The organism is Pseudomonas sp. AC463 (assembly GCF_979253585.1).
In genome coordinates, this window is sequence record NZ_CEEDDZ010000036.1 from 20,240 (window position 1) to 32,487 (window position 12,248).

11 protein-coding genes are annotated in these 12,248 nt (G+C 59.4%); 4 read left to right on the plus strand and 7 right to left on the minus strand.

Annotated features, from left to right (window positions below):
• Positions 1-3: 3 nt before the first annotated feature.
• Genes sdhA through sdhC form a run of 3 tightly spaced genes read right to left on the minus strand, consistent with a single transcriptional unit; the run spans position 4 to position 2,516 of the window.
• Complete coding sequence (sdhA, locus tag AC0IYH_RS28440) at positions 4-1,776, minus strand: succinate dehydrogenase flavoprotein subunit (RefSeq protein ID WP_101268126.1); 1,773 nt, start codon at positions 1,774-1,776, stop codon at positions 4-6.
• Positions 1,777-1,779: 3 nt separating this feature from the next.
• Positions 1,780-2,148: a succinate dehydrogenase, hydrophobic membrane anchor protein gene (gene sdhD, locus AC0IYH_RS28445; protein WP_032889156.1), complete on the minus strand. Its 369-nt coding sequence runs from the start codon at positions 2,146-2,148 to the stop codon at positions 1,780-1,782.
• Positions 2,142-2,516, minus strand: a complete 375-nt coding sequence (gene sdhC, locus AC0IYH_RS28450) for a succinate dehydrogenase, cytochrome b556 subunit (protein WP_003190005.1) — start codon at positions 2,514-2,516, stop codon at positions 2,142-2,144. The genes sdhD and sdhC overlap by 7 nt, the downstream gene beginning before the upstream one ends.
• Before the next feature lie 365 nt (positions 2,517-2,881).
• Here sdhC and gltA point away from each other — a divergent pair, with 365 nt between their 5' ends.
• Complete coding sequence (gene gltA / locus AC0IYH_RS28455; protein WP_116629675.1) at positions 2,882-4,171, plus strand: citrate synthase; 1,290 nt, start codon at positions 2,882-2,884, stop codon at positions 4,169-4,171.
• Between the two features lie 244 nt (positions 4,172-4,415).
• On the opposite strand, the gene AC0IYH_RS28460 is transcribed toward gltA, so the two are convergent.
• The 3 genes from AC0IYH_RS28460 to AC0IYH_RS28470 all read right to left on the minus strand — a co-directional run bounded on the left by AC0IYH_RS28460 (position 4,416) and on the right by AC0IYH_RS28470 (position 7,490).
• A complete protein-coding gene (locus AC0IYH_RS28460; protein ID WP_122773100.1) occupies positions 4,416-6,074 on the minus strand; it encodes a cation acetate symporter in 1,659 nt (552 codons plus the stop codon).
• The gene (locus tag AC0IYH_RS28465) at positions 6,071-6,382 is read right to left on the minus strand and encodes a DUF485 domain-containing protein (RefSeq protein ID WP_003190001.1); all 312 of its coding nucleotides are present in this window, start codon (positions 6,380-6,382) and stop codon (positions 6,071-6,073) included. Before AC0IYH_RS28465 ends, AC0IYH_RS28460 begins: the two co-directional genes overlap by 4 nt.
• A gap of 256 nt (positions 6,383-6,638) precedes the next feature.
• A complete protein-coding gene (locus AC0IYH_RS28470; protein ID WP_116629673.1) occupies positions 6,639-7,490 on the minus strand; it encodes a glycine betaine ABC transporter substrate-binding protein in 852 nt (283 codons plus the stop codon).
• Positions 7,491-7,822: 332 nt separating this feature from the next.
• Here AC0IYH_RS28470 and AC0IYH_RS28475 point away from each other — a divergent pair, with 332 nt between their 5' ends.
• Complete coding sequence (locus tag AC0IYH_RS28475) at positions 7,823-9,376, plus strand: glycoside hydrolase family 17 protein (RefSeq protein WP_471837340.1); 1,554 nt, start codon at positions 7,823-7,825, stop codon at positions 9,374-9,376.
• A gap of 105 nt (positions 9,377-9,481) precedes the next feature.
• On the opposite strand, the gene AC0IYH_RS28480 is transcribed toward AC0IYH_RS28475, so the two are convergent.
• Positions 9,482-9,850, minus strand: a complete 369-nt coding sequence (locus AC0IYH_RS28480; protein WP_471837342.1) for a hypothetical protein — start codon at positions 9,848-9,850, stop codon at positions 9,482-9,484.
• A gap of 236 nt (positions 9,851-10,086) precedes the next feature.
• Here AC0IYH_RS28480 and AC0IYH_RS28485 point away from each other — a divergent pair, with 236 nt between their 5' ends.
• Both AC0IYH_RS28485 and AC0IYH_RS28490 read left to right on the plus strand, forming a co-directional pair.
• Positions 10,087-11,385: a serine/threonine protein kinase gene (locus AC0IYH_RS28485; RefSeq protein ID WP_116629670.1), complete on the plus strand. Its 1,299-nt coding sequence runs from the start codon at positions 10,087-10,089 to the stop codon at positions 11,383-11,385.
• Positions 11,378-12,166, plus strand: coding sequence for an MlaA family lipoprotein (locus AC0IYH_RS28490; RefSeq protein ID WP_122773097.1), 789 nt, complete (start codon positions 11,378-11,380; stop codon positions 12,164-12,166). The genes AC0IYH_RS28485 and AC0IYH_RS28490 overlap by 8 nt, the downstream gene beginning before the upstream one ends.
• The last annotated feature ends 82 nt before the right edge of the window (positions 12,167-12,248 follow it).

A 12,248-nucleotide genomic window follows, 5' to 3' on the forward strand; every position in this document is an offset into this window, starting at 1 on the left:
CCCTTAGTAAGTCCGAATCTTCGGTTCAAACGTCGGAACCGTCTTCGGCGAGAAGTTCACGGCACGCTTGGTTACGCGCTTGTCACCCGGGAAGTACAGGGTGTGGCACAACCAGTTTTCGTCGTCGCGATCTTCAAAGTCTTCACGAGCGTGAGCACCACGGGATTCCTTACGAACCTCGGCGGCGATCGCAGTCGCTTCAGCCACTTCCAGCAGGTTTTGCAGCTCAAGGGCTTCGATACGCGCAGTGTTGAACGCTTGCGACTTATCGTTGATCTTGACGTTGGCGATGCGCGTGCGCAGGTCGGCCAGCTGGGCAATACCTTTCTGCATGTATTCGCCGGTACGGAACACACCGAAGTAGTTCTGCATGCAGCTTTGCAGCTCGCGACGCAGGGTTGCCACGTCTTCGCCATCTGTACGCTCGTTCAGAGCGTTCAGGCGCGCCAGGGCAGCTTCGATGTTGGCGTCGGTGGCGTCATCGTATTCGATGCCGTCAGTCAGCGCTTTTTCCAGGTGCAGGCCGGCAGCACGGCCGAATACCACCAGGTCGAGCAGCGAGTTGCCGCCCAGACGGTTGGCACCGTGAACCGATACGCAGGCCACTTCGCCTACTGCGAACAGACCGTGGATGATTTCGTCCACGCCTTCAGCGTTCTGGGTGATCGCCTGGCCGTGAATGTTGGTCGGCACGCCGCCCATCATATAGTGGCAAGTTGGAACAACCGGAACCGGAGCAACCACCGGATCAACGTGAGCAAAGGTCTTGGACAGCTCGCAGATGCCTGGCAGGCGGCTGTGCAGGACTTCTTCACCGAGGTGATCGAGTTTGAGCAGTACGTGGTCGCCGTTCGGGCCACAGCCGTTGCCGGCGATGATTTCTTTAACCATCGAGCGCGCAACGACGTCACGACCCGCCAGGTCTTTCGCGTTCGGAGCATAACGCTCCATGAAACGCTCGCCGTGCTTGTTGATCAGGTATCCACCTTCACCACGGCAACCTTCGGTAACCAGTACACCGGCACCGGCGATGCCAGTCGGGTGGAACTGCCACATTTCGATGTCTTGCACCGGCACGCCGGCACGCAAGGCCATGCCAACGCCGTCACCGGTGTTGATCAGGGCGTTGGTGGTCGATGCGTAGATACGACCTGCACCGCCGGTGGCCAGAACGGTAGCCTTGGCGCGGATGTAGGTGGTTTCGCCGGTTTCGATGCAGATGGCGATCACGCCGACGAATTCGCCTTGCGAGTTCTTGACCAGGTCGACAGCGTAGTACTCGTTCAGGAACGTGGTACCGGCTTTCAGGTTGCCCTGATAAAGGGTGTGCAGCAGTGCGTGACCGGTACGGTCGGACGCGGCGCAGGTACGGGCAGCCTGGCCACCTTTACCGTAATCCTTCGACTGGCCGCCGAATGGACGCTGGTAGATACGGCCTTGCTCGGTACGGGAGAACGGCAGACCCATGTGGTCCAGCTCGAACACCGCAGCCGGGCCTTCCTGACACATGTATTCGATAGCGTCCTGGTCACCGATGTAGTCGGAACCCTTGACGGTATCGTACATGTGCCAGCGCCAGTCATCGTTCGGGTCGGCGGAAGCGATGGCGCAGGTGATGCCACCCTGGGCCGATACGGTGTGGGACCGCGTCGGGAACACCTTGGTGATCACGGCAGTCTTGTGACCACCCTGGGCCAGCTGCAGCGCGGCGCGCATGCCAGCACCGCCGCCACCAATAATGATGGCGTCGAATGAAATAGTTGGAATGTTAGCCATGAATCAGATACCCCAAAGAATCTGCACACCCCAGACGAAGTAAGCGAACATCGCAATGCCGCAGACTGCCTGGAAGAGAAAACGTACTGCTGTCGCGGACTTGCCCAGCGCCATCGGCGTGAGGTAGTCGGTCGCGATGGTCCACATGCCGACCCAGGCGTGTGCGCCCAGGGCTACAAGGGCCAGCAGACTGAAGATTCGCATCGCATTGTGGGAAAACAGGCCGTGCCATTGCTCATAGCCGATGCCCGGGTTTGCGACGAGGTATCCGATCAGGAAAATGAAATAAGCCGCGAGAACGACCGCAGACACACGTTGTGCCATCCAGTCATAGAGGCCCGAACGCGAAAGGTTCGTAACGCTGGTTACCATATCCAAACTCCTGCCAGAACGATCAGCACCACGGAAATGGCGATGATAATTTTCGAGCCCAGGCGGCCGCCTTCCAGCGTCTCACCGATGCCCATGTCCATGATCAAGTGGCGCACACCGGCTACCAGGTGATACAGAAGAGAAGACAGGAGGCCCCATGCTACGAACTTGGCCAGCGGGCTGGTCAAGCATGCCTTCACCTCGGCGTATCCTTCCTCGGAACCCAGGGATTTGCTCAATGCATAAAGCATGATGCCCAAGCCCAGGAACAGGATGATGCCGGAAACACGGTGCAGGAACGACGTAACGCCGGTGATGGGGAGTTTGATGGTCCTTAGGTCTAGGTTTACAGGTCGTTGGCTATTCACGGCTTTTTTTCACACTGAAGAGCCCCTAACAATCAGGGCAAAGTTGTTGGGGAGTGCGACTGGTCAGGTAAGCACCACCCAGGGAGTGCGACCCCCAATGAAAGCAAGCCCAAAAGCCCTTGGCGGTCGGTGGCCGAGTATAGACAGTTAGGTTACTAATGACAACGCGCGCTCCTCACCCTAATAGCTGATTGCGCTGGCGGGATAAAAGGCGTAAACGGCAGTCAATTTCGAGGAAAAAGTCCGGTTAAAGCCTTCTGGCGCAAGACTTTAGGCAAATTGACATCTGGATTTATATCAATATAGTGGTGCGGGCCCTGCGTGGGGGGTCTGTCTGATGATTTGAAGCATAAATAGGAGGCCACATGGCTGACAAAAAAGCGCAGTTGATCATCGAGGGCGCAGCCCCCGTCGAGCTGCCCATTTTAACCGGCACCGTTGGTCCCGATGTTATCGACGTACGGGGCCTGACGGCCACGGGCCGTTTCACATTCGACCCAGGCTTCATGTCGACCGCCTCTTGCGAGTCGAAGATCACCTATATCGATGGTGACAATGGCATTCTGCTGCACCGCGGCTACCCGATCGAGCAACTCGCCGAACAGTCGGACTACCTGGAAACCTGCTACCTGCTGCTAAATGGCGAACTGCCAACAGCCGAGCAAAAGGCCCAGTTCGTCAGCACCGTGAAGAACCACACCATGGTTCACGAGCAGTTGAAGACCTTCTTCAACGGCTTCCGTCGCGACGCCCACCCGATGGCCGTCATGTGCGGCGTGGTCGGCGCCCTGTCGGCCTTCTATCACGACTCCCTGGACATCAATAACCCGCAGCATCGCGAAATCTCCGCGATCCGCCTGGTTGCCAAGATGCCGACCCTGGCCGCGATGGTTTACAAGTACTCCATGGGCCAACCCATGATGTACCCGCGCAACGACCTGACGTACGCGGAAAACTTCCTGCACATGATGTTCAACACCCCGTGCGAGATCAAACCGATCAGCCCGGTGCTGGCCGCTGCGATGGACAAGATCTTCATCCTCCACGCCGACCACGAACAGAACGCCTCGACCTCTACCGTACGCCTGGCAGGCTCTTCGGGCGCCAACCCGTTTGCCTGTATCGCCGCCGGTATCGCCGCACTGTGGGGCCCTGCCCACGGCGGTGCGAACGAAGCCGTATTGACCATGCTCGATGAAATCGGCGATGTGTCCAACATCGACACGTTCATCGCCAAGGCCAAGGACAAGAACGACCCGTTCAAGTTGATGGGCTTCGGTCACCGGGTCTACAAGAACCGCGACCCGCGCGCCACCGTGATGAAAAAGACCTGCGACGAAGTGTTGAAGGAACTGGGCATCAAGAACGATCCGCAACTCGAACTGGCCATGCGCCTGGAAGAGATCGCCCTGACCGACCCGTACTTCATCGAACGCTCGCTGTACCCGAACGTCGACTTCTACTCGGGGATCATCCTCAAGGCGATCGGCATTCCAACCAGCATGTTCACCGTGATCTTCGCCCTGGCGCGGACCGTGGGCTGGATCTCCCACTGGAAAGAAATGCTCTCCAGCCCGTACAAGATTGGCCGCCCGCGCCAGTTGTACACCGGCTACGAGTCGCGTGACATTACCAAGCTGGAAGATCGCAAGTAAGCACTTGGCTTAGTTGTACCGAGAACGGCCTCCCTTAGTGGAGGCCGTTTTTGTTTGTGTGGCCTGGCAGACCGCTATCGGGGGCAAGCCCCCTCCCACATTGGACTGTGCTCCAAGGGATGTACTCGGTTAACGGTGGGAGGGGGCTTGCCCCCGATGAGGCCAGCCCGGCCAACACAGCCCCCCAGGCATAAAAAAATGCCCCGGCCTTTCGACCGGGGCATTTCCCTGTCCAGCTACACCCTTAGTGGTTTACCGCCCCACTCGCCCCCAGGCCAGTCTGCGAACGCACAAACTGCGGGAAGTACAGCGCACGCTCTTTCTCTGCCGCCGCCGACTTGTCGGTGATGGAGAAGAACCAGATACCCACGAACGCAATGATCATCGAGAACAGCGCCGGGTATTCGTACGGGAAAATCGCTTTCTCATGATGCAGGATCGAGACCCAGATGGTCGGGCCCAGCACCATCAAGCCCACGGCACTGATCAAGCCCAGCCAGCCGCCGATCATGGCGCCCCGGGTGGTGAGGTTTTTCCAGTACATGGAAAGCAGCAACACCGGGAAGTTACAGCTGGCGGCAATCGAGAACGCCAGGCCGACCATGAACGCGATGTTCTGGCTTTCGAACAGGATACCCAGGCCGATCGCCAACACACCCAAGGCCACGGTGGTGATCTTCGACACGCGAATCTCATCCTTGTCGTTGGTCTTGCCTTTCTTGATCACGCTGGCGTACAGGTCATGGGACACCGCCGAAGCGCCGGCCAGAGTCAAACCTGCAACCACCGCAAGGATGGTGGCGAAGGCCACGGCCGAGATGAAGCCCAGGAAGATACTGCCACCCACCGCGTCGGCCAGGTGCACCGCCGCCATGTTGTTACCACCCAACAAAGCACCTGCAGCATCCTTGAACGCCGGATTGGTGCTGACCAGCAGGATCGCGCCGAAGCCGATGATGAAGGTCAGGATATAGAAGTAGCCGATGAAGCCGGTGGCATACAGCACGCTCTTACGCGCTTCCTTGGCGTCGCTTACGGTGAAGAAGCGCATCAGGATGTGCGGCAGGCCAGCAGTACCGAACATCAGTGCCAGGCCAAGGGAGAATGCCGAGATCGGGTCTTTCACCAGGCCGCCAGGGCTCATGATCGCTTCACCTTTGGGGTGAACCTTGATCGCCTCGGAGAACAGCATGTTGAAGTCGAAGTTGACGTGCTTCATCACCATCAGCGCCATGAACGAGGCACCGGACAGCAGCAGCACTGCCTTGATGATCTGCACCCAGGTAGTCGCCAGCATGCCGCCGAACAGCACGTACATGCACATCAGGATGCCCACCAGGATCACCGCAACGTGGTAGTCCAGGCCGAACAGCAGTTGGATCAGCTTGCCCGCGCCCACCATCTGCGCGATCAAGTAGAACGCCACTACTACCAGCGAACCACACGCCGAAAGGGTGCGGATCTGGGTTTGCCCGAGGCGGTACGACGCCACGTCGGCAAAGGTGTACTTGCCCAGGTTACGCAAGCGCTCGGCGATCAGGAACAGAATGATCGGCCAGCCCACCAGGAAGCCGATCGAGTAGATCAGGCCGTCGTAGCCGGAGGTGTAAACCAGTGCGGAAATGCCCAGGAAGGACGCTGCCGACATGTAGTCGCCAGCAATCGCCAGGCCGTTCTGGAACCCAGTGATCTTGCCGCCAGCCGCATAGTAGTCGGCTGCAGACTTGTTACGCTTGGACGCCCAGTAAGTGATGCACAACGTAGCCCCCACAAACGCAACGAACATCACGATGGCCGAGATGTTCAGCGGTTGTTTTTGCACAGCACCGGTCAATGCGTCCGCCGCCCAAACAGCCGGAGCAAACAGCGAAACGCCGAATATAGCCAGTAGACGCCGGATCATTGCGCAGCCTCCTTGAGAATCGCATTGTTCAGGTCGTCAAACTCGCCATTGGCCCGGCGCACGTAGATGCCGGTCAGGATAAAGGCCGACACAATCAGCCCGACGCCCAGGGGAATGCCCCAGGTAATCGACGAACCGGGGCTGATCTTGGCCCCCAGCACTTGTGGCCCGTAGGCGATCAACAGGATGAAAGCGGAGTAAAGCCCTAGCATGATTGCCGAGAGAATCCAGGCGAATCGTTCCCTTTTTCTCACCAGCTCCTTGAAACGCGGGCTGTTTTGAATCGAGAGGTAAATGCTGTCGTTCATTGTTTTTATCCTCGCAGCACAGCTTTTTATTATTTTGGAACGTATCCACTGTATTCGGCTGCAGGAGAGGTTCCAGACGACCTTAGTCTTAGATCGAGTGTAGCGAGGGATTGTGAAGGCGCAGGAGGATTTGCGGAGAGTGAAATAAATGTGGGAGGGGGCTTGCCCCCGATAGCAGTGTGTCAGCCAACACATGTATAGCTGACACACCGCAATCGGGGGCAAGCCCCCTCCCACAGGGTTACATCAGGGGATGTTACTTAGCGGTCCACTCCGCTACACGCTCAGGGTGCTTGGCCACCCAATCCTTGGCCGCCGCGTCAGGCTTGGCGCCCTCCTGGATGGCCAGCATGACTTCGCCGATCTCATCCTTGGACGCCCACTGGAATTTCTTCAGGAAGGCCACGACTTCCGGCGCTTTCTTCTCCAGGCCCTTGCTGCCGATGCTGTTGACGGTTTCAGCAGCGCCATAAATCCCTTTTGGATCGTCGAGGAAACGCAGTTTCCACTTGGCGAACATCCAGTGTGGCACCCAACCGGTGACCGCAATGGATTCCTGTTTGTCTTCGGCACGGGTCAGTTCGGCGATCATCGCGGCGCCCGAGCTGGCTTGCAGCTTGTAATCGAGGCCGTATTGCTTGATGGCTTCGTCGGTCTTGAGCATCACGCCCGAACCGGCGTCGATACCGACGATCTTGTTCTTGAAGGTGGTGTCGGTCTTCAGGTCTTCGATGGACTTGGCCTTGACGTACTCCGGCACGATCAGGCCGATCTTCGCGTCCTTGAAGTTGGGGCCGTAGTCGACCACCTTGTCCTTGTTCTTGGCCCAGTACTCACCGTGGGTCACGGGCAGCCAGGCGGAGAGCATGGCATCGAGCTTGCCGGTGGCCACGCCTTGCCACATGATCCCGGTGGCGACCGCTTGCAGTTTCACGTCATAACCGAGCTTCTGTTTGATCACTTCTGCCGCCACGTGAGTGGTGGCAACGCTGTCGGACCAACCGTCCACGTAGCCGATGCTCAGGGTTTTGCTGTCGGCGCTGGCCAGTGTGGAGCTCATCGCAACTACCAGAGTGGCAGCTGCGCCCAAGAGTCGTCGCATCTTCATCGTACTTCCCCGAAAGTGCTGCGCCCGGCGGATGCCGAGCGACGTCAACCTGTTGTTATGTGGTGCACCGCGCCCCCTTCACGCGCATCGATCCGGTGGCGGCGACATCAGTGGAGTGCTGACACTTCGATCATCAACCTGCGCGGGCCTTCGACCTGCTCTGTCAGCGACCTCATACAAGCAAGAAACGACATCACATAGCCAGTAGGACGTTTTGTAGGGCTTGACGTCAAAATCCCGCCCGAACTTTGCATGTCAAAATTATGCAGCCCCACTGAGACGCGGCAAATCCGGGTAAGATGCGCGCCTTTGCTCCCCCAGATAAGCCGACCATGCCCGCGAATGCCCGCTTCCCTGCCCTGCCCTATTTCTTCGCCGTGATCCTCGGCCTGCTGGCCCTGGTCGCCTACTGGTATGGCCTCGGCCGCCCGGTCGTACTGCCGGACGTCGCCAGCGCCAGCCACAAGCTGCAATGCGCCTCCTACACCCCGTTCGACGAAGACCAATCGCCCTTCGACCAGCCGTTCAAGTTGCGCCCCGAGCGCATGGACGCCGACCTGGCGCTGCTGGCCACCCGCTTTGAATGCATTCGCACCTACTCCATGACCGGCCTCGAAGCCCTGCCGGAGATGGCGCGCAAACATGGTTTGAAGCTGATGGCCGGCGCCTGGGTCAGCAGTGACCCGGTGGCCACTGAAAAAGAAATCGACGAGTTGATCGCGGCGGCCAACGCCAACCCGGAAGTGGTGACCTCGGTGATCGTCGGCAACGAAGCCCTGCTGCGCAAGGAAGTCACGGCCGCGCAGCTGGTGAAGCTGATCCACAAGGTCAAAAGCCAGATCAAGCAGCCAGTCACCTACGCCGACGTCTGGGAGTTCTGGCTGCAACACCCGGAAATCGCGCCGGCGGTGGATTTCCTGACCATCCACTTGCTGCCCTACTGGGAAGATGACCCATCCGGCATCGACCAGGCCCTCAAGCATGTGGGCGATGTGCGTCAGACCTTCGGCGACAAATTCGCGCCCAAGGACATCCTGATCGGTGAGACCGGCTGGCCCAGCGAAGGTCGCCAGCGCGAAACTGCGGTGCCGAGCCGAGTCAACGAAGCCAAGTTCATGCGTGGCTTTGTGGCGATGGCCGAGGCCAATGGCTGGCGTTACAACCTGATCGAAGCCTTTGACCAGCCGTGGAAACGCGCCAGTGAAGGTGCGGTCGGCGGGTATTGGGGCTTGTTTGATGCGGACCGTCAGGACAAGGGCATCCTCGCCGGCCCGGTGACCAACGTGCCGTACTGGCCGCTCTGGCTGGGTGTGGGCGGGCTGATCCTGCTGGGTACGCTGGTGCTCGGTGGCCGCGTTCGCACAAGCCGCGCCGCGCTGGCGTTGCCATTGCTGGGCGCGGTGGCGGCCGGCTCCATCGGCACCTGGGCCGAACTGACCCGCGTGACCGCACGCTTCAATGATGAATGGGTGTGGGCCGGGTTGCTGGTGGCGCTGAACCTGCTGGTACTGGCTCACGCCGCCCTGGCACTGAGCGCCCGGGACGGCTGGCGCGAGCGGGCCTTTAACTGGCTGGAACAGCGGGCCGGCTGGCTGGTGGCAATCGCCGGGTTTGCCGGCGCGGTGATGATGCTGTCGTTGGTATTTGACCCGCGCTACCGCAGCTTCCCGAGTGCGGCGCTGGTGTTGCCGGCGTTGGTGTACCTGGTGCGGCCGGTGACCGGACCGCGTCGGGAAATCGCGCTGCTGGCGTTTATCATCGGTGCGGGTATTGCGCCGCAGCTGTACCGCGAAGGTCTGTTGAATCAGCAGGCGTGGGGTTGGGCGGTAGTAAGCCTGTTGATGGTTGCAGCCTTGTGGCGCTGCTTGCGGGTGCGTAAGGCTTAACACCGCCATCGGGGGCAAGCCCCCTCCCACACTGGACCGGGTTCACACATTTCAACGTGTGAATACAGTCAAATGTGGGAGGGGGCTTGCCCCCGATTGGCCCTATCAGGCAACCCGAGGCTTCCTGACCAACCGCAACCCTGCAATCACCACCGCAAACACCGCAAAAGTAGTGTTGTACAACGCCAACGCCGGCAACCCGAACACCATCCCCAGCACTGCCAAACCCCAGCCTGCACGGCCCGACACAAAAAACCCGAGCACCGCCGTCACCAGTGCCGCCCAGCCCAACACCTTGAAGTGAATCATCAACCCCAGGTTCGACCGCACCTGGCATTCCCAGCGGCTGGCCTCGTCGGCACACAGGCCAACCCAACGGCCGTCCTCCATAAAACCGTAACGCGCGCCATAACTGGCAGCCAGCCATAACGGCAGGGCAATAAGCAGCAAAATCAAGGGCAGGCGGCGGGACATGGGGCACTCCGATAGGCAAAAACGGCGCTCAGCTTAATGCCCCGGCGGCCGTTAGCAAGGTGCATACACACAATTAGTGTTCACCAATGCGTGCCAAAGTGTATCGTCTGGCTACTATTACCCCGATTCTGACGTTATTTTCCGACTTTTCGTGCTGACAGCTGGCACTTCGGTAGCAACGCGGTGGTCATAGCCTGCGAACTTCATTCAGCACGTTTCCTCTTAGGGATTAAGTCATGCTCCGTTCCTTGCGCTGTGCTGCCTTGCTGGGCAGCCTTTTTTTGAGTGCGTCAGCACTGGCCGTCGATGTCGACCCGGCCACCTATGGCTTCCCTTTGACGAACCCGTTCGAAGCGACCATCGCCACCACCCCGCCAGAACTTCGGCCCAAGCTGCCGACCGATGACGAGATCAACCAGTCCGACTACACCCTGAACATGCGCCCAGAGCGCGAGTTCAGCCTGCCCGACAACTTCTGGGCGGTGAAAAAGCTCACCTACCGCATCGCCAAGCAGGACCGTGCCGCACCGCTGATCTTCCTCATCGCCGGCACCGGCGCGCGGTTTGACAGCAGCATCAATGAATACCTGAAGAAACTCTACTACCAGGCCGGCTACCACGTGGTGCAGCTGTCGTCGCCGACCAGCTTCGACTTCATTGCCTCGGCTTCGCGCTTCGCCACTCCGGGGATCACCCAGGAAGACGCCGAGGACATGTACCGCGTGATGCAGGCCGTGCGTGCACAGAATGCCTCGCTGCCGGTGACCGACTTCTACCTCACCGGCTACAGCCTCGGCGCCCTGGACGCGGCGTTTGTCAGCAAGCTCGACGAGACCCGTCGCAGCTTCAACTTCAAGAAAGTCTTGCTGCTCAACCCGCCGGTCAACCTCTACACCTCGATCACCAACCTCGACAAGCTGGTACAGACCGAGGTCAAGGGCATCAACAACACCACCACCTTCTATGAGTTGGTGTTGAACAAGCTGACGCGCTACTTCCAGCAAAAGGGCTACATCGACCTCAACGACGCCCTGCTCTACGACTTCCAGCAGTCCAAGCAGCACCTGACCAACGAACAGATGGCCATGCTGATCGGCACCTCGTTCCGTTTCTCGGCGGCCGACATCGCCTTTACCTCGGACCTGATCAACCGCCGTGGCCTGATCATCCCGCCCAAATACCCGATCACCGAAAGCACTAGCCTCACGCCATTCCTCAAGCGTGCACTGCAATGTGACTTCGATTGCTACCTCACCGAACAAGTGATCCCAATGTGGCGTGCGCGCTCCGACGGCGGCAGCCTGCTGCAACTGGTCGATCAGGTCAGCCTGTACGCCCTCAAGGACTACCTGCACAGCAGCCCGAAAATCGCGGTGATGCATAACGCCGACGACGTGATCCTCGGCCCCGGCGACCTCGGGTTCCTGCGTAAAACCTTCGGCGATCGCTTGACCGTCTACCCGCTGGGCGGCCATTGCGGCAACCTTAATTACCGCGTCAACGCCGACGCCATGCTGGAGTTCTTCCGTGGCTAAATATCTTCTGCTGCTTGCCGCCTTGATGTGCGCAGGCGTGGCCAATGCCGACAACAGCAAAGCCCACGAACCCACCGTGGTCGGTTCCGATGGCTTCAAGGAACCGCTGACCAAGCTCAAGTTCAACCCGGGCCTGGACCAACGCGAGTTCGAGCGCTCCTCCCTCACAGCACTCAACGTGTATGACCCGCTGGAGTCGTGGAACCGCCGCGTGTATCACTTCAACTACCGCTTCGACCAATGGGTATTCCTGCCCGTGGTTGACGGTTACCGCTACGTCACCCCAAGTTTCCTGCGCACCGGCGTAAGCAACTTCTTCAACAACCTGGGCGACGTGCCCAACCTGTTGAACAGCCTGTTGCAGCTCAAGGGCCATCGTTCCCTGGAAACCACCGGCCGCCTGCTGCTCAACACCACCATCGGCATCGCCGGCCTGTGGGACCCGGCCACCGCCATGGGCCTGCCGCGCCAAAGCGAAGACTTCGGCCAGACCCTGGGCTTCTACGGCGTGCCAGGCGGCGCGTATGTGGTGCTGCCGATCTTCGGCCCGTCGAACCTGCGCGACACCACCGGGCTGCTGGTGGACTACACCGCAGAGAACCAGATCAACTTCCTCAACGTGGCTGAAGTCAGCTCCAACCACCCGGAAATCTGGGCCCTGCGCGCCGTCGACAAGCGTTACCAGACCAGCTTCCGCTACGGCCAGATGAACTCGCCGTTCGAGTACGAGAAGGTGCGCTACATCTATACGGAATCGCGCAAGTTGCAGATTGCCGAGTAAATAACGTGTCTAGTCCTGAAATAGGTTTACACCTGTTTCAGTCTCAAAACGCCCGATGCACCGCATCGGGCGTTTTGTATTT

Bases quoted from the DNA above. Each gene is read 5' to 3' on its own strand.
- sdhA (WP_101268126.1), bottom strand. From the start codon at position 1,776: ATGGCTAACATTCCAACTATTTCATTCGACGCCATCATTATTGGTGGC.
- sdhD (WP_032889156.1), bottom strand. From the start codon at position 2,148: ATGGTAACCAGCGTTACGAACCTTTCGCGTTCGGGCCTCTATGACTGG.
- gltA (WP_116629675.1), top strand. From the start codon at position 2,882: ATGGCTGACAAAAAAGCGCAGTTGATCATCGAGGGCGCAGCCCCCGTC.
- AC0IYH_RS28460 (WP_122773100.1), bottom strand. From the start codon at position 6,074: ATGATCCGGCGTCTACTGGCTATATTCGGCGTTTCGCTGTTTGCTCCG.
- AC0IYH_RS28465 (WP_003190001.1), bottom strand. From the start codon at position 6,382: ATGAACGACAGCATTTACCTCTCGATTCAAAACAGCCCGCGTTTCAAG.
- AC0IYH_RS28470 (WP_116629673.1), bottom strand. From the start codon at position 7,490: ATGAAGATGCGACGACTCTTGGGCGCAGCTGCCACTCTGGTAGTTGCG.
- AC0IYH_RS28475 (WP_471837340.1), top strand. From the start codon at position 7,823: ATGCCCGCGAATGCCCGCTTCCCTGCCCTGCCCTATTTCTTCGCCGTG.
- AC0IYH_RS28480 (WP_471837342.1), bottom strand. From the start codon at position 9,850: ATGTCCCGCCGCCTGCCCTTGATTTTGCTGCTTATTGCCCTGCCGTTA.
- AC0IYH_RS28485 (WP_116629670.1), top strand. From the start codon at position 10,087: ATGCTCCGTTCCTTGCGCTGTGCTGCCTTGCTGGGCAGCCTTTTTTTG.